The organism is Flagellimonas sp. 2504JD4-2, assembly GCF_053642935.1.
Map to the genome: position 1 here is coordinate 248,791 of NZ_JBSIOV010000003.1, position 21,702 is coordinate 270,492.

Below are 21,702 nucleotides of genomic sequence, written 5' to 3' on the forward strand. Positions count from 1 at the left end.
CTTAAGCGTTGGGATTTAAACAGCGAAAGTTACGTATTTATTGGTTTTTATCTGTTCATATTTGGACAGTGAAAAATTTTATACAAAATCAACCTCATTTTGAAACTTACTTTTCAAATATGTGATCCAAAATGTAGTCACAAATAGATGTTGGCTCCAGATATTCTTCAGCCTTGGTTTTTCCATCTGCTTTGCCAATAAGTAAAGGGTAATATGCATCTTCAACATTTACAGAGCCGTGGGATCCCTGGATCAATTCAGCTTGCAAGGGAATTACATTGAACAGCGTCCGAAACCCAAGCTTCTTTTTCAGCAGTTTAAGGGCCACTCTACCCAACATCATCTTTTTGTTCGGGTCGGTGAACATTTCCACGGGATCGTAACCCGGTTTTTTGTGAATGTCAACCGTTCGGGCGAAGTCGGGTGCTTTTTTATCGTCCAACCAATAATAATAGGTGAACCAATATTCTTTTTTGGCTACCACGACCAGATCTCCAGATCGTTCATGATCCAAATGATATTGCTTTTGTCCTTCCGCATCCAAAACCAAATCAATTTCAAGGCAAGTTTCAAGAAGCTGTTTTATTTGGGATAGTTTGGTTTTATCATTGACATAAACATGGGCAATCTGATGGTCCGCCATCGCAAAGGCTTCACTTGCCCCAGCATCTAAAATTTCCAATCCGTTTTCTTCCCGTACATGGATATAGCCCTCTTTCCGCAGTAAACGATTGATATGAAAGGGCTTTTTGACAGGATTTATGCCGTATTCTGAAAGTATAATGGGCGCTATCCCTTTTGCTTCATAAAACTTGATCAAATCCTCAAGTACCGTATCCAATTCCTTTAGGTTTTTATGGATGGTGGACGCGTCATTGGATTTTTGAAGGACATAGTCCAAATGCGGAAGATAGATAAACTGCAAGGTGGGCTCATGCCAATTATGAACCAATTTGGAAGCATCAGCGATCCATTTGGTGGACTTGATATCTGTTCGCGGACCCCAGAAACTGAATAGGGGGAATGTACCCAAGGTTTTCTGGAGTTTATCACGTAAATCAGGGGGTTTTGAATAGCAATCAGGAATCTTTTGTCCATCCGCACGGTATTGCGGTCGCGGGGTAACATTAAAATCCGAGTTGGAGTACATATTGTACCACCAGAACATATTGGAACAGGTAAAATCAGGATTCTTCGCCTTGGCCATATCCCATATTTTGCGTGATTGGACCAGGTGGTTGGACTGTCGCCATAATTTTACCTCACATTCATCCTTAAAATACCATCCGTTGGAGACAATTCCGTGTTTGTTGGGCCATTTCCCGGTTAAATAGGTGGATTGGGCGGCACAGGTTACTGCCGGAAGTACGGGTTTGATTTTGGAAACCTGCTTGTCCTTCAACCATTTCACCAAAAATAAATCTTCATATTGGAGCAGGGAAGAGGACAATCCCACAACGTTTATAACTACGGCTTGCTTCATAGCATTATTGCTTCAATTGATCCAACACCCATTCGAGCTCCCTGGCAATTGAATTTGTTATATCAGTTTGCAGATGGTCGGGTAAAATGGACCATGTATACGTTTCAACTTCAAGATGGTGGGTGTAATTGACTTCTTTCCAGAGATTTAAGGCTTTTATAATGTCGTCCTGTGTGGATTCCAACACCTGAAAATCAGGAATAAAGATGGGAATATGGAAATGTGTGCGAAGCTCTTTGAAATTTTCATCCTGCATCGCTTGAATACCTTCTTTTAAATCGGGGAAATGTACGAGTTGACCATCTGACTTTTGAACTATGGCTTGATGCAGATAAACAGGCTCATCAAACTGTTCCAAGCATTTTTGCTGTTCCTCCAAGGATATGTCTTTGGATGGGGTGCACTTTATCGATGCACTGATTTGTATTTTCCCGATTCCTATCCCTTCTTTCTGAAGTTTGGAAATAACATCCCTAGGTTCTTCATAAGCCAAGGAAAAATGGCAAACATCATAACAAAGCTGCAAATGTCTCAGGATGTGGGCCTGAGCTTCAGTTTTGGAACAATTTAAATGCTCCTGAACAATATCCGCCCCCTTCTGGAGCAAATAATCTTTATAAAAGGAAATGACTTCTTGGGTGTTCTCCAACACACCATCGGGTTCCGGTTCAATATCAATATGAATAAGTTTACCCGTCTCCTCCCAAACACGTACTAAGTCCAAAACCACGGACATCAATGAAAATGTAGCCTTGTCTTTGACTTCTTCCAGCTGTTCATTGTTAAACCATAACTTATAGGAAAGTGGAGAGGTGGAAATGCCTCCATCCATATGGTCTGGTAGCAGATAGGCTAAAATTTTGACCAGATTTTTAGTGTATACCACGCGATCCGCGGTGGTCCAGTCGGGAGTGTGCACTTGGTCCTTAACCGCCACATAATGAAAATCCCCAAAAGGGAACCCGTTCATGGTAAAAACATACATATTGTTGGCTTTCAACCAGGCTTTAAACTTTGGTAGTTCATCGCCTTGCAGCAATTCTTCTGCACTTCTATGGGAAAGTCGCAAACCAATCCCAAAGGGTTCATTTAGCGTAATTTTATCCTTTACCTGCGCACAATACTCTTGCAAGCTTGAGAAAACCTCGTCCCAACTTTCCCCAGGATGAATATTCGTGCAGTAACTTAGATGACCACTATTTTCAATATGCATTAGATCTCCAGCTTTTGGGTGCTATATTCTTTGATGTATTCGATGGCTTCCAATACGAGTTTTTTATCCATTTCATGGACTTCAAATCCATGACCTACCGATTTGATCAGCATGATGGTCAATTGACCGCCCAGATGTTCCCTGAACTCTTCCAGTCCTAACAAAATATGATCCGTCAGTTCCTTATGGTAAAGTTCAAATCCAAGTTTGTTCATCAGATTTAGAATACGGGAGAGGGAAGCCTCATCCAGATAACTTTTTAAATAGGAATACGCACAGTCTACGGCAATACCAATGGCCACAGCCTCTCCATGGCGTAATGAAAAATTGGACAACTGTTCCAGTTTATGCGCGGCCCAATGCCCAAAATCCAAAGGTCTGGAAGAACCTTGTTCGAAAGCATCTCCCGAAGTTCGGATATGATGCATATGTAAATCCGCGCAGTGATAGATAAGGTCATTCATCGCTTTCAAATCCCGTTGCTGTAAAACATTTGCATTTGTCTCAATCCAATGGAAAAAATCAGCATCCTTGATCAAAGCAACCTTGATTGCTTCGGATATTCCTGCCCTCCAATCCCTATCGTCCAAGGTGGTCAAAAAGGAGCTATCGTTGATTACTGCGTAGGGACATGCAAAGCTTCCGGTAAAATTCTTTTTTTCATAGGTGTTTACCCCATTTTTTACGCCAATTCCGGAATCATTTTGAGACAAAACCGTAGTGGGAATTCGAACAAGTCGGACACCACGGTGGGCTATTGCGGCTGCAAATCCAACAGCATCCAATACGGCACCACCTCCGATGGCAATGATATAGGAATGTCTGTCGATTCCATAATGGTTCACTTGGTCCAGTATGGTTTTAATGTAGCGCTCATCGTTTTTAGCCGCTTCGCCTCCGGGAATTGGTATAATTTCACCTTGCAAGGCCAAGTCATTTTGGTAATGGTCAAAGTAATTTTGGATAGCCCCTTCCAACATTCGATGTGCTTGGAGTACGCCGGTATCCACAACGACCAAGGCTTTACTTTTTTCCGGTGCTTTGGATAGCAGATTATAAAGAACGGTATTGTTAGTGTCAAACAAATCCTCCGTAAACACCACTTTGAAGTGAAAGTTCACTTGAAAATTTTGTTCTATTACTCTTTCTCGACTCATAAATCTTTCTTCATACTAGGTTACAGCAAACTTTTTTGATAGGTATAGTGACAGTGGCAATAAACAGAGGGTTGCAACCCCTAAATACACTGAACTAAAACCTGCAACATAGCTCGCATTCAGTGGGATAAGTGATAATATTCCGGTTTTTACTGCTTTTTGGATGGATTCAGGGCGGTTGTTCAAAATGGCTTTTAGTTTGGCTGTGGCATTTACTATGTACCAAAATACTATAAATAGCAAAGCAGATTTCATAGAGAAATCAAAATAATTGCCCATCAGCACAAAACCAATTGCAATAAGCGTATCCAATAACATGGCAACCACAATGGCCATCTTATTTTTCCCTTGGGTTTCTTTTTGGGCGGTAAGTGTGATTGCAGCAATAAATATGACAGGTAACAACCCAATCCATAAAAATTGATGAGGGATGCTTCCTAAAATACTCATCCCTAAAATCAAATTTCCTCCCCTGCAAGCACCCATAGTCAACGGGCCCAATAAAAAATGATGCTTTGCATATTTATCATACAGTAAAGCACATAAGGCAATCCCAGCAGCGACGCAACCACTGAGGTAGGACACTCCAAAGGCCAAAAGAATACCCAAGCCGAACAGTAGTATCCCAAAAATGGTTGCATTTTTTAGACTTACTTTTCCTGATGGGATGACCCGTTCCGGTCTATGGACCTTATCGTGTTCAATATCGAACACATCGTTAAAAACAATGCCACCCCCATAAAGACACGAAGTGGAAATTATCAATAGGATTAGATTCAGCAATACATGCTGGTCAGTGGCCAATGTTAAAACACCTGCTATTGAAACGCCGGCGATAATATCGGCAATGGCCGTTATTATATTGGCAGGTCGAACGAGCTGTATATAACCAAACCAGCCCATATGCTATTCCTCAACGATATTCTTAAAGTTGATTTCCTTGGCTTCTTGTCCGCGAAGTACGCTGTTTCCCTGATGCAGGTCTGTCCGGTTTACGGTAAGTTCTTTTTTCCAATCCGCTTCATTGAACTGTCCACTTTGTCCATAAACCGTCAATGCATTTTGATAACAGGTCATATGAATGTGATGGTCAGCTATGCCATTTTCCTTCATCAAGGCGGCTGTTTTTGCCACAGAAAGCGGGTCACTCACTCCCCAATCCGCAGAACTATCCACAATTATTCTTTCTGAACCATAGGTGTTCACAACATTGACCATACGCATTTTGCTCATTTTAGTTTTGGGATAGATGGTAAAAGCTGCCCAAAAGCCTCTGTCCAAAACCTCTTTTACGGTTTCTTCATTGTTATGATCAATGACTACCATATGTTCAGGAATACCATGTTCTTTGATGACATCCATACTTCTAGAAGTTCCGTTCTTTTTATCCCTGTGAGGCGTGTGGACCATGACCGGCAAATCGAATTCCTTGGCCAGTTCCAGTTGAATGCGAAAATATTTGTCCTCGGCCTCTGTTTGGTCGTCATATCCAATTTCTCCTACGGCCACGACACCTTCTTTTACCAAAAATTGGGGTAGTATTTCGATTACCTGTTCTGCCAATTCCTCATTGTTGGCTTCCTTGGAATTTAACCCAATGGTGCAATAATGTTTGATTCCAAATTGTGAAGCCCTAAAGCGTTCCCAGCCGACCAACATGCTATAGTAGTCTTTAAACGAACCAACGGAAGTTCGTGGCTGTCCCAACCAAAAGGCGGGCTCGATAACCGCTACGATACCCGCGGCTCTCATGGCTTCGTAATCGTCCGTAGTCCTGGAGACCATATGTATGTGTGGATCTATATAATGCATTGCTATGTTTTTGTTATGTTCATTTTTCCGACGGAATCCCAAAACCCATTGTCTACAGTATCTTGATGCATAACTACAGCTATGGCTTGTTTTTCCAATTCTTTTAACTCTCTCTTCAGTATTAGTGCTTTAACATCTTCATTCAAATAGGTATCCATCATTCTCCATATCTCGGGGGTTACATCTCTACTTGCGGCCCAGCGTTCCTTGACGTAATCTTGAAGCATTTCAGCCAGGGCTTTATTTTTTCTCTTATCAATATTATGAATCTTGAACAAGGGTCTCTCCATAAAAACAGCTTTGAGAATCAACTGGTTCCAAGCGGCCTCATCCAAATATTCAGCAGCATAGGGATTCCCCAAACAAATGGCATCAAAAACATTGACCATATTTGTACGGATGCCTTCTTTAACTTGTGCAGTAAACTCTTTGGCATTGTCCAGAAAAAATAATCCCTTATACAAAGCGACCAGTTCGTTCATTTCAGCCATTGTAAAGAACGATTTGATGACTTGTCCATTATCATCCTGTATTAGGGACAGCATCAGATAAACCCTCACCAAATCTCGTTTAGTCCATGCATTCTCATCAAAACCTGGATATAATTGCTGCATTTCCAGCAGCTCCGAACGCTCCCATAAGGTAGGAAGGTTTTCAATATATCGGGATGCTTGACTGAATAATATGGGGAATTTTTGGCTATACTGAACCGATGGTAAGGCTGTTTTTTCTTGGACCCATTCCTTTTCTTTAGACAACAATTTAGGCCATAACAACTCTTTTATGTGTGATTTTATCTCCTTCATGATCATTTCTCCATATCAAATTAAGGTCGGTAAAGATTTTGATTTCACCGCTTTTTTGTGCTTTTAAGTAGAAATGACAATGAAATTATCGCAATGAGAAGGCCAAGAAATTCCCTGGCACCTTCCAAGTACGGTTTCTCATAAACCATTTCACCAAAAAGCTCCGATTTATTATTCACCTGCAACCAATCCCAAAAATATGGAGCGTGGTACAAGCAATATAATAGCAGTCCAATCAGCAACACCAAAAGGAATGTTCGATTCAAGGATTTAAAAGCAGCGTATAAATGTACTAATGCCACAACTCCATAGATCGAAAACCACATTAAGCCATCCTTGTCGTTGAGTTGAAGGAAAGCAAACAAACCGAAAAGACCAAACAAAAGAAGATTTACGACTTTTTTTAGGGAGAACGTTTTATTTTGATTTTCCATGAAAGCTGTTTCTGCTAAAACTTAACTCAAATTTGATTGAACATATAAATTTAGTTACTTTTCATTCGATTTTGTTTAAATAATTTCAATGAAAGAAAGTGTACAGGAAATTCAACCTTACCAGGCAGAGGGAATAGTGTATCGAGCGGATAAATGTCTACCATTGGTGGATGCAGCGCGTCGCAAAAAGATTAAATCCAAAATGCTATCCAGACATACCTATCCAGGGGACAGATTGGATGATAACACTTTGGGACTGAACAGCGTTGGATATTGGGATGCACACGAACCGCAGGACTGGGGATTGGACTGGCATAGAAATGAAGGTATCGAATTTCATTTTTTGGAATCAGGAACGATGCCGTATGCGCAAGAGAACAAGGAAGTTATCCTGAAACCGGACTACTTGACCATTACAAGACCCTGGGAGGTACACAAGGTGGGAAACCCACATGTCGGCATGGGTAAATTTTATTGGGTCATTATTGATTTGGGAGTACGTAGGCCACATCAGGATTGGCAATGGCCCGATTGGATTACCATGACCGAAAAGGACTTGCTTAAATTGACCACGATATTACGGCAAAATGAAAAATCCATCCTAAAGACCAATAAAGAGGTACGGAACTGCTTTATCAATATTGGTAAGGCGATTGATAGCGATACATCGGGGAGTAGCGCTTCAAAAATTCGATTGCACATCAATTATTTGCTAATACTTTTGCTCGATTTATTGGATACTGACGATATAGTGCTGAACGAATCCCTTATGGAGAGTTCCAGAAGCGTAAATTTCTTTTTAAAGGAATTGGAAAACAGCCTGACCGAAAATTGGACCATAGAGTCCATGTCATTGTCGGCTGGAGTAGGGGTGACCCGTTTTACTTACCACTGTAAGCAAATCACCAATCTAACCCCGATGCGCTATTTGACGATGAGACGTCTTGAGATGTCCAAAAATATGCTGTTGGAAGATTCCCATCTTACCATAACAGAAGTGGCTTATCGATGCGGCTTTACCACCAGCCAGTATTTTTCATCGGTTTTTAAAAAACATGAAAAATGCACCCCAAATCAGTATAGACAGAGGAACTTGGATGTAATTTTTGCTTAACCAATACCTTTCGAAATAATCTTTTACTCTGACGGAATTATCATTTCGACAGCTTTTGTCGGCAACCTGCTCTTATTTAGCCGAAAATTATAAACGAAAGATTATGTTTAAAAAGTATCGGATTCTTAAATGGATATCACTCTTTATTCTTAGTGTAGTTGTTCTGGTCGTTTGCTTTGGATTTTGGTTTAGAAGCCTGCTGCCGCCCATCGATAAAAGTGTCGAATTCGCACAGGTAAAGGATTTGCCCTATTTATCGGAAAACATTGTTCCTGCCCGCGGAAAGATATTGGCTGTTGTAACGAGTACTGATAAAATGGGGGAAAGTGATAAAAGTACGGGGTATGAGTTAACCGAACTAGCGCGTGCCTATTATACCTTTATGGCCAATGGTTTTGATGTTGATGTAGCAAGTCCGGAAGGAGGGAAGCCCCCTGTGGTAATCGATGATGAGGACATGGGTGCCTTTGATTTCGCTTTTTTGAACGATTCAATCGCCCAGCATAAAACCAGTCATACCATTCCTATGAAGGATGTTGTTGCCGACGATTACAAAGCTGTCTATTTTGTGGGAGGCAAGGGAGCCATGTTTGATTTCCCAAACAATACGGCGATTCAATCCCTGGTTAAGAATTATTACCAATCCAATAAAGTTATTGGTGCAGTTTGTCATGGACCATCGGCGTTGGTGAATGTTATTTTGGACAATGGACGCCCGCTATTGGAAAACAAAAAAGTTAGCGCGTTTACGAATGAGGAAGAGCTTTTGTTGATTTCAGATGCAAAATCCATATTTCCATTTCTCTTGCAAGATAAGATCGAGGAGCAAGGAGCCAATTTTGATGAAGGTTCCATGTACTTGGATAACATAAGCCATGATCAAAATTTGATTACAGGGCAGAACCCTTGGTCAACATGGAGTTTGGCAGAACGCATGATCCAACAATTGGGATACACGCCTAAACATAGGGAAATAAGTGGAGAGGAAAATGCAGTTAAAGTGCTGTTGGAGTATCAAAAGAACGGCAAAAAACAGGCTAAGGAAATGATTGAGAACATGTTGGTGAAAAAAGGGGAGCCTGTGGATAGAATTTTGATAGCAAAGCACAGTATAATTGCTGTGATGAAAGGAGAATTAACAGATTTCCCCGGTCTTATCGGATTGGTTTCCTTTGCTAAGAAATGTGAATCCAAAACATAGAAAATATAGGTAAATTTGGAAAAACAGCTATTTGGGTTTTTTAGATATACTTCTTGTTATTATAAGTAGTGCAGGTCTTTTGCATGGAATCACATTTGCGCTATACCTATGTTTTTTCAAAAAGAAAAAAACGCTGACCAATTATTTGCTGGCACTGATTCTCGTCTTTATGGCGTTTAGGATTGGCAAATCGGTAATGTTGAATTTTGGTAATGATCTAGAGCCCGTATTTATTTTTACGGGCTTGGCCCTTTTGTTATTGATAGGCCCATTATTGCGCTGGTATAGTGCTGGAATGACAACGGTCGGCTTTAGATTGCCAAAGTCCTTCATTTTTGAGTTGTTACCCTTTGCCTTACTCTTTTTAGGCAGTCTTTTTGTGACCAGGGATTGGTTCGAAAGTCATAACAAGGAAGTTATAATCGTATTCGGCAGCGGACTCATTTTTATATATCTACATTTTGCCTTTTATATTTTTATTGTTGGTCGGGCCGTTAAGAAATCGAAGAGAAGTACTCCTGTGGAACAACGGACAAAATCCCAGAAGGCCATTCTAGCATGGCTAAGTTTGGTGGTAATCGGTTTTGTGATTATCTGGATTTCCTACTTCTTGAACATTATTGAAGATACAATTCCCTATATCATCGGGCCAATGATGTACTCAGCGGTTGTTTACTTCTTGAGCTTTAAGGCCTTTCAACTAAAGGTGACGGATATTGATGGAAATGTGTTTAAAAAGAATGACAACATCAATTTGTTTGATCAAATAACCAAGCTTGTCAAGGATAAGAGCTTATATCTTGAACCCGATGTCTCGTTGGGAAGCTTAAGTAAGCTCTTGGGCATTAGTACCCAGAAAACTTCTGAGGTGATTAACCAACATTCCAAACAGAATTTTAATGATTTTATAAATCATTATAGAGTTCAAGAGGCCAAGAGGATGCTTCTCGACTCGGAAAATAAAAATTATACCATCTCCTCAATTGCCTTTGATTCGGGCTTTAGCAGCTTGTCATCATTCAATAGTGCCTTTAAAAAATTTGAGGGAACCACTCCCTCCGCCTATAAAAAAGAAAATCATTCATAATCGGACACCTTAAAGCTCATATTTTGGGGTGAAGGTTTGAAATTTTGAGCTGCGATAGAATTTAAAAAAGATAAAACCTTCTTGTTCTCAATGTTTTGCGTACCTTGAATAGGACAAATCTTGTTCAGGTATGCAAGATGACAACCACAAAAAACTAGGTTCTAAAAAAACGAATCGATTATTGATTATACTCCTAATACTGATTGTCTTGGTAGCCATTAGGGTAGCATTCGGTAATCCGGAGATGCTAGGTATTAGGCATAGTGATATGGACTTTTTACCTTAGGGTCAAGGATTATACCCAAATGATACATCTGGACAAGATAAAAATGACCGTTGTGGAAACGGCTGAAAATGGTGTTGTGAACGACCAAACCGTTTTCGAATTCAAACAGAAAAACAATTTTGTTGAAGCGAAATACGAGGGTGGAAAGATTTTAGCGGGCTTTCTAGTTGGGGTGCTAAAAGACAATACACTTAAATTCAGCTATTGTCAACTACAAACCGATGGAGTATTGGACAACGGAACCTCAAATGCTGAGCTGGAGCTATCAGCCAATGGAAAAATCAGATTGATCGAGCATTTTGAATGGAGTTCAAGGCCTGGGGAAACTGGGATTAATGTTTTTGAAGAAATCTAACGCAAAAAGGATCTTTTAAAACAGTATCTTTAGTAAGCATCTTCAATCGATATGAAATTTCAAAATAGTACTTGTACGTTATCCTTCCTATTTCTGGTGATTTGTACTGGATTTCCTTGTGCATATGCTCAAGATTGCAACAAAATCAATAACTGGCTGGAAAAGGCGGAATCTTATGCTGAGGGTACTGATATAAACAACCTCGCCGCTTTTGCCGTTATGAAGTTCACATCCCCAGCTTTTCATAACGACCATTTTAAACCCGTATTTGGAAAGAACTATGCTGACCTGTCCAATACGGACAAGGAGAAAATAAAAACTGATGTACTTCATTGTGCAAATGGTAAACCTTATGTGGCCAATGGTTTTGTAACCGCGTTTGAAAATGGAAACATGGCCTATTCCTGGGAACGCCAGGTAAAAGCCATCAACAATAGCTCAGTAGCAGAAAATGATCGGATTTCCCAATATGAAATTCAAAACAGATCCCGGAATCGAGCGCAGCAACAGCGGGTTACGCAACAACGAGAAGCCTATAACCGGCAAAGGGCCACGAGAAGTAGGAGAGGAGCAGTAGCTACAACACAAAATCCAAATGCCTATAATGCCAGTCCCAAGGATAGGGTGAACACTGAGGCAGACTATAAAAGAGAAGCTGCTGAAATGCGAACTATCTTGAACACCATTAAAGGGAATGCCGCACCAAGTCAAGAATTTATATCGTATACAAATGGTGCACTTATGAAAAAGGTATATGATGGAGATTTTGAAGGATTTCCCGTTGGTCTAAATGATTTGCAAGAACCAAATTTGATGAGCGGCTTTAGCAAGATCAACGAAATGAAAAAGTACCAGCGCTACTTGATGATATATTTGGAATATTTTTCAGACCATTGTGCTTCCAAAAATACGGCAAAGTACAAAGAGGTCTCCATTCAATACGAAGTCGTTGAAACGCAACATAATGTAGACTCTTCGAAAGGGTTTACCAAGCCTGAAATCTACTATATGAAACCTTATTTTGAGGAGGATTTCAGACGTATGCACAAGGCATTGGCGAATGCTACAGCAATGGAGGCCATATGGATACTTGCTTCTGGAAGTGAAACCGGACTGAACTTTGAACCGGATTTAAAGACGCTTTTCGGTAAACATGAGTGTGAATCTCCAATGCTCAGACAATTTGAGACCAATCTTTATTTGGCCTCCAAAGGCAAATCCTCCTTGCAAAAACTGTTGCCATTTCTTGAATAGGACCGAGGTCAAAAAACTACATTTTTTACTGTAACAGTTTGATTTTTAGTGACTCTTTAGTTATACAACTAAAAACCCGTATCATGAAAACCTTCCTTGGTCACCGTCGGATCCACTCATTTTTTTATGCGCCTTTACTCTTAGTTTTTTTGATGACTTCGTGTCAAAATTCAACAAAGAACAAAAACATCATTACGGATGATGCAATTGCCTATGCCTCACCTTTGAGTGATATTGTTTTGGATGGGGATTTATCGGAATGGCCAGCGAATATGGTCAAATATCCCATTAAAAATGCTGAACTAGGGAAAGTTCCAGATAATGACAAAGACTTCAAAGGTAACTTTCGTATTGGCTATAATAGTGAACATGGTGAAATTTATATAGCCATGGAAATCATGGATGAATCCCTTGTCATTGAATCTCCCGAGGTTTCGTTTTGGGATAATCAAGATGGATTGGAACTGTATATCAATGAAAAAAGCCTAAAATCAGGTTCACCTGTTACCCAATATAGTGAGTATGGCAATGATCGCAATGCCTATGGTGCAAGAACAGCATGGGACAATGTAGAAATGGCCAAAGTTATCACTGAAAATGGCAAAACTGTTGAGTGGAAGGTAAAGCTTGACAAGAAAATTGATGAAGGTATGTCCTTGGGGGTTGATGTGGTAGCTATTGACAAGGATGGTGATGATAGTTTCACCTGGCTTTCTTGGGGAAGAGGAACCCAAAAAGTGTCAAACCCAGATAGATTGGGCAATGTGATTTTTATAGCGGATAATACCGAAATAGGTTTGGCCAAAGGCAAGCTAGATATGGCTAAACTCGACACAGAACCCATACCCGTAAGCGTTAGAATCAGTAGTGTCGATAACGAAAACATGTGGGTTCAGACTGTGGTTGACTCGCTAGGGAATTTTTCTGTCCCATTGCCCCTTGGGGATTATCAAATTGAAATTCCAACAAAGATTGTGGAAGTGGATTATAGGTTCAAAAGAATGGCACCGATCAGTCCCATTACATTTTCATTGGGAAAAGATGGTCATGACCCACTTCCCGTACTCGAGGTCGAAATGCTTCCCGAACCTGATGTAATTCCTGCGGAAGGATTATTGCACGATTTTGACGATGCCACCAAACAAGAGGTTGATCAAGTTATTGAAGCCTACCGTGAATTCTATAATATTCCAGGTGTTTCATTGGCCTTGATCAAAGAGGGGCAGGTAGTCTATCATAAGACTTATGGTGTAAAGAATTCAGAAACAAAAGAAGCTGTAAACGAAAAAACCCTGTTTGAGGCCGCTTCTATTACCAAACCGGTTTTTGCTTTTGTGGTATTGAGATTGGCAGATCGCAATATCATTGATCTTGATAAGCCTTTACATGAATATTTGCCATTCGAGCAACTTGCAAAATATCCTGAGTACAAAAAAATGACTGCAAGACATGTTCTGATACACCGCAGTGGATTACCGAATTGGGGTATCGAGATGATCAACGAGCCAGGAGAAAAATATGGATACTCAGGTGAAGGATTTGAATATCTTAAACGAGTGGTTGTAAAAATTACAGGTAAACCAATTGAACAAATTCTTGATGAGGAGCTCATTGCACCCAATGGTCTCTATCACATGGAATTTAGTGATAGTGAGGTGTTACGGGAGGTAGTGTCCAACGGTCACGTAGGCGGTCGTCCGACCAATTGGGGCATTCCCCAAGAAGCTGGTATGGCCTTCAGCATGCATACTGAGGCCAACGCTTTTGCCAAATATGCCCAGACCATTTTGGAGCGAAAGGGATTGAAACCAAAGACCTATTCCGATTTTCTAACAATTCATACGGAATCGAATTCAGAATATTGGAATTACCCAGATAAGACCGAAGGTGCAGGACTTGGCATTTTTATTCGAAAAACAGATTATGGAGACACTTTTTTCCATGGGGGAAATAATGGTGACTTTAAATGCCAGTTCGAAATGTATGATAAATTAAAAATGGGGTACATCATATATACCAATTCGGACACCGGAAGTGAACTTACCATAGATACTTGGGAAATATTTGTTGAAGGAAAAAAGAAAACCACTAGTGAGTTGTAACTCATTTTGAAAACCATAACAAATTGTTATTTTAGGGGCAATCATTATGTCTTGATTTTAAAGACGAGTTCACAAACTATATGAGTCAAAAAAAGGCCCCTTGGCATTTCCTCCTATTGCTCATCTTGGCCGGGGAGTCAGTATTTATACTTCCATTTGTCCTGGCAAGGGTCTTTAGACCCACAGTATTGGAAGTATTTAATTTAGATAACATACAAATAGGCATTTATGGCTCTATATATGGTATAGTGGCTTTTTTATCCTATCCATTTGGAGGTCTATTGGCCGATAAATTTCCTCCTAGAAAATTAATAGCTATAGCATTGTGGACGACCGCTATTGGAGGATTGGTTTATGCTAGTTTCCCAAGTTTTACAGTATTGAAAATACTATATGGTTATTGGGGTTTCACCACTATATTTTTGTTTTGGGCCCCTATGATCAAGGCTACCCGGGTTTGGGGAGGAGAAACCTCACAGGGTAAAGCATTTGGATTTTTGGATGGTGGACGGGGATTGGTAGGTGCATTGTTCGGAGCCATGGGGGTATTTATTTTCTCATTTTTTATAACTTCTGAGGTTGCTCAAGCAGATGATTCAGAAATTCGGGAAGCCTTTAAACATGTGATTTTGGTATCATCCGGAATTGTAGCCTTTGTTGGTATCTTGGTATGGTTCTTCCTGAAAATTGACCCACAATCCGAAAAAGAGATTGTTTTGGAGAAAATCACAATCTCCCAAATACAGGAAGTGTCTCGTCTACCCTCTGTATGGTTGTTAATGATCATTATACTATGTGCATATGTCGGCTATAAAATGACGGATGTGTTTTCCCTATATGCGCAGGATGTAATGTTATATGATCAAGTGGAGTCGGCCCAAGTTGGCACCTTTTTATTGTTTATCCGCCCAGTGATTGGGGTATTGATCGGGGTTTTGGGGGACCGTACGCAAACTACATTTTGGTTGGTCATTGGTTTTGTGGTTTCATTTTTTGGGGCACTATTGTTTGCCACAGGAATGGTTACACAGTCCGTAACGGCCTTATTTTTCATTTCAATTTTAATTGTTGCGGCTGGAGTCTATGCTGCTCGTTCCCTATACTTTGCAGTAATGAAGGAGGGTAGGATACCTTTGGTTCTTACCGGTACCGCCGTTGGCCTTATTTCGCTAGTCGGATATACTCCAGATATATTTGCCGGCCCGGCGATGGGCTATCTTTTGGAAAATTCGCCAGGTGCGGAAGGGCACCAGCATGTGTTTTGGATGTTGGCCGTATTTTCGTTTATTGGAGGTGTTGCAGCTTGGGGCTACTTCCAGCTCTATCGACAACAAAAGCAATGACGAACTAATATTAGATGAGACATGGAAAAAATCATTCAGGTTCAGGTTGGAGATTTGACATTTGACTGTCGAGTCGATGGAAACGAAACCGGGGAATTGATACTGTTTTTACATGGTTTTCCCGAAACATCGTACATGTGGAAAAAGTTAATGTCCCATTTTTCAGAGAGTGGATTCTATTGTATTGCACCCAATCTAAGAGGGTATAGCAAAGGAGCCTGTCCGAAAGGAAAAAAACACTATGGTTTGGATATGTTGGTCAATGATGCTCTAGGGATTGCCCAAGTGCTGAAAAAACCCAATTTTCATCTGGTCGGCCATGACTGGGGTGCTGTTATTGGTTGGAAGCTGGTTCATGACCATCCCCAGGTGGTTTTGAGTTGGACAGGGATTTCTGTGCCGCATGTTCATGCATTTGGAAAAGCGATCATGGCGGATGCAGAGCAACAAAAAAAGAGTCAGTACATTAAAAATTTTCAACTGCCATACCTCCCTGAAAGAGGGCTTAGAAAAGATGATTTCAAGGCATTCAAAAGACTATGGAAGAACAGTCCTCCAGAGGAAATAGAGGATTACTTAAAGGTATTTCGAAATCCAAGGCAATTGACAGCAACTTTGAATTACTATCGAAGCAACTACAAGTTGCTAAAGAAAGCCGCCAAAGAACAGATACTGGGAGATATTCATGTCCCAACATTGTTTATTTGGGGAAACAAAGACCTAGCTGTTGGGGCATATTCCGTTGGTGAAAGCCATCAGTTTATGAAAAACCATTATGAGTTTTTGGAATTGGACTCAGGTCATTGGTTGATTCAGACCAGTTATGAAGAATTGGAAAAAGCCATAACCAGGCATATTGATAGCTATAAAACCAATAGCTAGACCTAATAAATAACTCAATTTTATCTCTATTTGATACTATATTATCCGTTGTTTCATTTGGAAGGCATATTTTTTACTAATTTTTGACCAATTGCTACATTTAAGATGTATTCATAGTATATCCGTGTAGCATGAAAAATATTCTCTTAGCATCCATCTCTCTATTTACTTTTTTGACCAATGCCCAATTGGCCAAAGAAACCATTTCGAACATCACCTTTAGGAATATCGGCCCTGGTTTTATGACCGGACGAATCGCTGATGTTGAGAAAGACCCCAATGACTTGAGTACCTGGTACGTGGCAGTAGCTTCCGGCAACGTTTGGAAAACCCAAAATAACGGAACCACATGGACACCCATTTTTGACAACCAAGGATCTTTTTCCACGGGTTGCTTGGCCATCGATGCCAACAATAGTAGAACTATTTGGTTGGGTACAGGGGAGAATCAAAGTCAACGTTCCGTGGGATGGGGTGATGGCGTGTATAAAAGCATTGATTATGGAAAGAGTTGGACCAATGTGGGACTCAAAAAATCAGAACATATTGGAAAGATTTTGATTGATCCCAGGGATGGAAATACTGTCTACGTGGCTGCCCAAGGACCATTATGGAAAGAGGGAGGAGATAGAGGATTGTATAAAACGATTGACGGGGGACAGACTTGGGAGCAGGTACTTAAAATCAGTAAGAATACAGGTGTAACGGATGTGGTTTTGGACCCCACAAATCCAGATATTGTTTATGCCATATCCTATCAACGACGACGCCACGTGGGCATACTCATTGGAGGTGGCCCGGAAACAGGGATGTACAAATCTGTCGATGCCGGAAAAACCTGGAAAAAGTTGACCTCGGGGCTTCCTTCTTCGGATTGGGGCCGTCCTGCTTTGGCTATCTCACCTCAAAAGTCGAATGTGTTGTATGCTCTTATTCCGGGAATGAATAATGAGGGTGGAGGATTTTATCGGTCTTCCGATAGTGGCGAAAATTGGGTAAAGATGAGCAATCAAACGGTGGTTGATCCTCAATATTATGGGGAGATTTATCCCGATCCCCATCGCTTTGACCATGTATACACCATGGATGTCAGAATTCATCGCACGACGGATGGAGGAAGAACATTCAACCGTATCAATATGAACAATATGCATGGCGATACACACGAGATGATGTTCCATCCAACTGACCCTGATTATCAATTGGTTGGGGGCGATGGTGGTATTTACGAAAGTTGGGACTATGGAAAAAAATGGAAATACCATTCCAACCTACCCATCACCCAGTTTTACAGAGTAGGAATAGACAATGCCAAGCCATTTTACAATGTCTATGGAGGGACGCAGGACAATTCAACCGTATATGCTCCTGTTCGAAATACTACTAGACACGGCATTTCAAATCGTGATTGGAAGATGGTCATAGGAGGAGATGGTTTTCAGGCCCGTGTGGATCCAGACGATCCAAATATTGTCTATGGACAGTACCAATATGCTGGAATCGTTAGGTATGACAAACGCACTGGGCAACGGATAGACATCCAGCCCCAGCCAGGTCTTGGCGATGACGCGCTTCGTTGGCATTGGGATTCTCCTTTGGTATTGAGCCCCCATAATTCAAAGCGTTTGTATTATGCCGCCCAACGCATTCTTAAAAGTGATGATAGGGGAGATAGCTGGCAACCTATTAGCGGAGATTTAAGTAGGGGCGAAAATAGGAACAACAGAAAAGTTATGGGCAAAGTCTGGCCGCCTGAAGCTGTCTACAAAAACGTGTTCACCTCACCATACGGAACTATTGTGTCGTTATCAGTATCTCCGATTAAAGAAGGACTAATTGTGGCTGGAACGGATGATGGACTTATCCAAATAACCGAAAACGACGGAGCCTCGTGGCGTGTTGCGGACAATATAAAAGGGGTACCCCAAAAAGCTTATGTAGCAGATGTGTATACCTCCAACCATGATACAAATACCATTTATGCCGTATTCAACAATCACAAGGAGGGCGATTTTAGGCCCTATTTTGTAAAGAGCGTTGATTTGGGAAAAACATGGACCTCCATCAACACAGGAATTGGTGCTTCACACACGGGATGGAGTATTGTTGAAGATCATGTTGATCCCAATCTACTGTTTGCGGCTACGGAGTTCGGAATCTTTGCCAGTGTAAATGGAGGAGGGCAGTGGGTGCGTATGAAGGGTGGATTGCCCACTATCGCTTTTAGGGATTTGGAAATCCATCAAGGTGAAAATGATTTGGTGGCCGCTTCCTTTGGAAGGGGATTTTATGTACTGGACGATTACACACCATTGCGGCATACTCAAAATGTCTCGGGAAACCATTTGTTTCCAATAAAGGATGCATTGCAATTTTTTCAACGGGGAGATATAGGATATTCACGAAAGGGATCACTGGGCGATGACCGTTTTACTGCTGATAATCCCGAATATGGAGCCAAGATTAGATTGTATTTGGATGAAAGCTATCCTTCATTGGCAAGCATTAGAAAGCAAAAGCAAGACGCCAAAGAAAGCTACCCCACATCTGATGCATTACAAAAAGAGGATTTTGAGGACAAGACCGAGATCTTTGTTCGGATCAATACTGTGAAAAACCAGAATGTGGCCATTATTCCAGTGGCCAACAGAAAAGGTTTTCAGGAAGTGTACTGGGACCTGTCGACAAAGATCAAATCTGATGATGCAGACTATTCAAGAACCCTGAATTTTGTTCCCAAGGATAAGTACATCGCCCAATTGTTTGTGTTACAGCAAGGAAAATTGAGAGCCTTGGGTTCTCCACAAAGTTTTAACGTGAAAGAACTGGAAGTAACCTCAGAAAAACCAGCAGCAGACCGTTTTGAGTTCTATGGAAAAACAGCTATACTTTCCATGGAAGCTGAAAAACTTCAGGATGAGTTGAGCAAAACCTTGGATGCCATTGCAAAAAGAAAGCAGGCTTTGAAGGGAATCAATATGGTGGAGGAATTAGAACAATTGGAGGAAAATCGTCAACAGTTATTACAAATGGAGTACAGGCTCGGTGGTAATGATACCAAGAGAAAAAGATTTCAATATTATTTACCTGGAATTCGAGAGCGCATAGAACGGGTGTTGGGAGCACATTGGGAAACTTCTCAGATTACAAAAACCCAAAGGGATAACATTAAGTTAGCCGAAAGCCAACTGAGCGAACTTCAGGATGAGTATCAAAAAGTAAAGCAAGGACTATAGGTGGGCGACCATTACCAAAGGTGAATCGTTGAATGCAATCTATAAGGAAACATTGTGGCATATCCAAAATAGGCTTCCCTATTAATTTAGACTCTATTACTGCCCATCTATAGCTGGCAATCCTTACATTTATGGTATTAAAATGATTTGAAAATGAAAACACTTTCCACCGTAATCGTATTTTCCGTTCTCGTACTTACCTTTTCGTGTAAGCAAAAAACGGAATCCAAAGAAACTAAGCCAGAAGTAGAAGAACTTGCTCCAAAAGTGAAGGGAACCGAGGTTGCCTATGCTACTGATTCCACCAACCTTAAGGGGTATATCACCTATGACGAAAATAAAAAGGGTAAGCGTCCTGGAATACTAGTCATCCACGAATGGTGGGGGCATAACAATTATGTTAGGGAACGTGCAGATATGTTGGCTGAACTTGGATATACGGCAATCGCGGTGGATATGTATGGAGATGGAAAACAGGCCAACCACCCAGATGATGCGGGGAAGTTTGCCATGAGTGTCATAAATAATTTACCTGAAGCCACAGCGCGTTTTAATGCTGCTGTTGCTTTGCTAAAGCAGCAAGAATCCGTGGACCCGGAAAAAATTGCCGCCATTGGATATTGTTTTGGAGGTAGCGTAGCTTTAACCATGGCCAATAGTGGCGCTGACTTGGACGCTGTAGCCGCTTTTCATAGTGGGGTTCAGCTACCGATAATGCCAAGTGAGGAACTTAAAGCCCGCGTATTGGTGTGCAATGGAGCCGATGACCCCTTTGTAAGTGCAGAATCTGTTGATGCATTTAAATCTGCCATGGATTCTATTGGCGCTACTTATGAGTATGTCTCTTATCCTGGGGTAAAACATAGTTTTACTTCGAAGGAAGCTGATGCCAATGGTGAAAAGTTTCAAATGCCACTTGCGTATGACGCGGATGCGGATGAAAAATCATGGGCAAGTCTACAACAAATGTTTAAGGAGGTTTTCTAAAGCTCGCGAATCTTCATATTTCTGAACCAAGCTTCAAAATACCAGTTTTGAAGGGCAATTTTCCCATGGGTGGCTTTACCGAAGGCCGGGGAGTCCTTGAAGCCAGAACTGGCAATTTTGTTTTTCCAATCGTTGGACTTTATATCTTCTTGGGCGGTCAATTTTCCATTAAGGTAGAATTGGATCTTTCCGTTTTGTTGAATAATTTTAGCGGTATTCCACTGTCCAACCTTCTTGGCTTCAACTTTATTAAGTTGAGGAGATAATCCCCATAGACAACCAGGTCGTTTTAGGGGCGTTTTTATATCCGAATGAGCCGGTTCTAACAATTGATATTCCGGTCCGGTATTATAGGTAGCCTTAAACTCTGGAGACTCCTGTACATTGATAAAAACACCGCCATTTCCCCTAAGGGCCATTTGCCATTCGAATACCAATTCGTAGTTTTTGTATGCTTTATCAGTGACTAAATCCCCGAAGACTTTGGACTCATCAGTTGCGTTGCAAAAAAGATTGCCATCCCGAACTTCCCAGGCGGAGAACTGGGTAGAGTCGGGTTTGTTGTAAAGATGCCATCCATTCAGTGTTTCACCATCAAAAAGCAAGGTCCAACCTTGTTCTTTTTCAATATCCAGCAATTGATTGTGTACTTGGTTTTCAATGGCCTTCTTTTTTGTATGCCAAGTTTGATCTTCCTTTTTTGTGTCGGTCTTGCAAGAAACAAAGCAAAACACCGCTATAAGAGCGATAAGTAGGGTGGTGCGGAACATATTCTTGTTTTGCTAAAAATAAGCATTCTAGCCATGTTCCTTGTTCACAAATTTTGACTTTTTTGTTTGTGTTCAACATGGTTTATGACGCCAACAAGAGTTCAATAGCGGACGTAGAGCTAAGAAAATATTTTGGCAAAGATTTAATGCATCATTTTCCGATTCGTGCGTCTATAGTTA

18 protein-coding genes are annotated in these 21,702 nt (G+C 40.9%); 10 read left to right on the top strand and 8 right to left on the bottom strand.

What is annotated here, in order from left to right; translation table 11 throughout:
- Window positions 1–106 precede the first annotated feature (106 nt).
- The 7 genes from ACULLH_RS12270 to ACULLH_RS12300 are packed head-to-tail and all read right to left on the bottom strand — an operon-like array spanning window position 107 to window position 6,905.
- Window positions 107–1,483, bottom strand: coding sequence for an alkaline phosphatase family protein (locus ACULLH_RS12270; RefSeq protein WP_454089041.1), 1,377 nt, complete (start codon window positions 1,481–1,483; stop codon window positions 107–109).
- A gap of 4 nt (window positions 1,484–1,487) precedes the next feature.
- On the bottom strand, window positions 1,488–2,696 hold the full coding sequence (gene eboE / locus ACULLH_RS12275; protein ID WP_454089042.1) for a metabolite traffic protein EboE: 1,209 nt from the start codon (window positions 2,694–2,696) through the stop codon (window positions 1,488–1,490).
- A complete protein-coding gene (locus tag ACULLH_RS12280) occupies window positions 2,696–3,853 on the bottom strand; it encodes a 3-dehydroquinate synthase (protein WP_454089043.1) in 1,158 nt (385 codons plus the stop codon). Before ACULLH_RS12280 ends, eboE begins: the two co-directional genes overlap by 1 nt.
- A gap of 15 nt (window positions 3,854–3,868) precedes the next feature.
- Entirely contained in the window at window positions 3,869–4,756 is an 888-nt protein-coding gene (gene eboC / locus ACULLH_RS12285; RefSeq protein WP_454089044.1) for a UbiA-like protein EboC, read from the bottom strand.
- 3 nt (window positions 4,757–4,759) lie between these two features.
- Window positions 4,760–5,665, bottom strand: a complete 906-nt coding sequence (locus ACULLH_RS12290; RefSeq protein ID WP_454089045.1) for a TatD family hydrolase — start codon at window positions 5,663–5,665, stop codon at window positions 4,760–4,762.
- Between the two features lie 2 nt (window positions 5,666–5,667).
- A complete protein-coding gene (locus ACULLH_RS12295; protein WP_454089046.1) occupies window positions 5,668–6,471 on the bottom strand; it encodes an EboA domain-containing protein in 804 nt (267 codons plus the stop codon).
- A 44-nt stretch (window positions 6,472–6,515) separates the two neighbouring features.
- Window positions 6,516–6,905, bottom strand: a complete 390-nt coding sequence (locus ACULLH_RS12300) for a transmembrane 220 family protein (protein WP_454089047.1) — start codon at window positions 6,903–6,905, stop codon at window positions 6,516–6,518.
- Between the two features lie 88 nt (window positions 6,906–6,993).
- Here ACULLH_RS12300 and ACULLH_RS12305 point away from each other — a divergent pair, with 88 nt between their 5' ends.
- The 10 genes from ACULLH_RS12305 (at window position 6,994) to ACULLH_RS12350 (ending at window position 20,752) form a co-directional block, all read left to right on the top strand.
- The gene (locus ACULLH_RS12305) at window positions 6,994–8,019 is read left to right on the top strand and encodes a helix-turn-helix domain-containing protein (RefSeq protein ID WP_454089048.1); all 1,026 of its coding nucleotides are present in this window, start codon (window positions 6,994–6,996) and stop codon (window positions 8,017–8,019) included.
- Between the two features lie 103 nt (window positions 8,020–8,122).
- Entirely contained in the window at window positions 8,123–9,220 is a 1,098-nt protein-coding gene (locus ACULLH_RS12310; RefSeq protein WP_454089049.1) for a type 1 glutamine amidotransferase domain-containing protein, read from the top strand.
- A gap of 31 nt (window positions 9,221–9,251) precedes the next feature.
- A complete protein-coding gene (locus tag ACULLH_RS12315) occupies window positions 9,252–10,307 on the top strand; it encodes a helix-turn-helix domain-containing protein (protein ID WP_454089050.1) in 1,056 nt (351 codons plus the stop codon).
- A 305-nt stretch (window positions 10,308–10,612) separates the two neighbouring features.
- Window positions 10,613–10,948: a hypothetical protein gene (locus tag ACULLH_RS12320; RefSeq protein WP_454089051.1), complete on the top strand. Its 336-nt coding sequence runs from the start codon at window positions 10,613–10,615 to the stop codon at window positions 10,946–10,948.
- A 51-nt stretch (window positions 10,949–10,999) separates the two neighbouring features.
- On the top strand, window positions 11,000–12,202 hold the full coding sequence (locus tag ACULLH_RS12325; protein WP_454089052.1) for a hypothetical protein: 1,203 nt from the start codon (window positions 11,000–11,002) through the stop codon (window positions 12,200–12,202).
- Window positions 12,203–12,285: 83 nt separating this feature from the next.
- Window positions 12,286–14,304, top strand: a complete 2,019-nt coding sequence (locus ACULLH_RS12330) for a serine hydrolase (protein ID WP_454089053.1) — start codon at window positions 12,286–12,288, stop codon at window positions 14,302–14,304.
- A gap of 80 nt (window positions 14,305–14,384) precedes the next feature.
- On the top strand, window positions 14,385–15,647 hold the full coding sequence (locus ACULLH_RS12335) for an MFS transporter (RefSeq protein WP_454089054.1): 1,263 nt from the start codon (window positions 14,385–14,387) through the stop codon (window positions 15,645–15,647).
- 21 nt (window positions 15,648–15,668) lie between these two features.
- A complete protein-coding gene (locus ACULLH_RS12340; protein ID WP_454089055.1) occupies window positions 15,669–16,529 on the top strand; it encodes an alpha/beta fold hydrolase in 861 nt (286 codons plus the stop codon).
- Window positions 16,530–16,660: 131 nt separating this feature from the next.
- Entirely contained in the window at window positions 16,661–19,765 is a 3,105-nt protein-coding gene (locus ACULLH_RS12345) for a VPS10 domain-containing protein (protein ID WP_454089056.1), read from the top strand.
- A 153-nt stretch (window positions 19,766–19,918) separates the two neighbouring features.
- Window positions 19,919–20,752, top strand: a complete 834-nt coding sequence (locus tag ACULLH_RS12350) for a dienelactone hydrolase family protein (protein WP_454089057.1) — start codon at window positions 19,919–19,921, stop codon at window positions 20,750–20,752.
- Here the strand turns inward: ACULLH_RS12350 and ACULLH_RS12355 are convergent.
- A complete protein-coding gene (locus ACULLH_RS12355; protein WP_454089058.1) occupies window positions 20,749–21,522 on the bottom strand; it encodes a 3-keto-disaccharide hydrolase in 774 nt (257 codons plus the stop codon). The genes ACULLH_RS12350 and ACULLH_RS12355 overlap by 4 nt on opposite strands.
- Window positions 21,523–21,702: the final 180 nt, after the last annotated feature.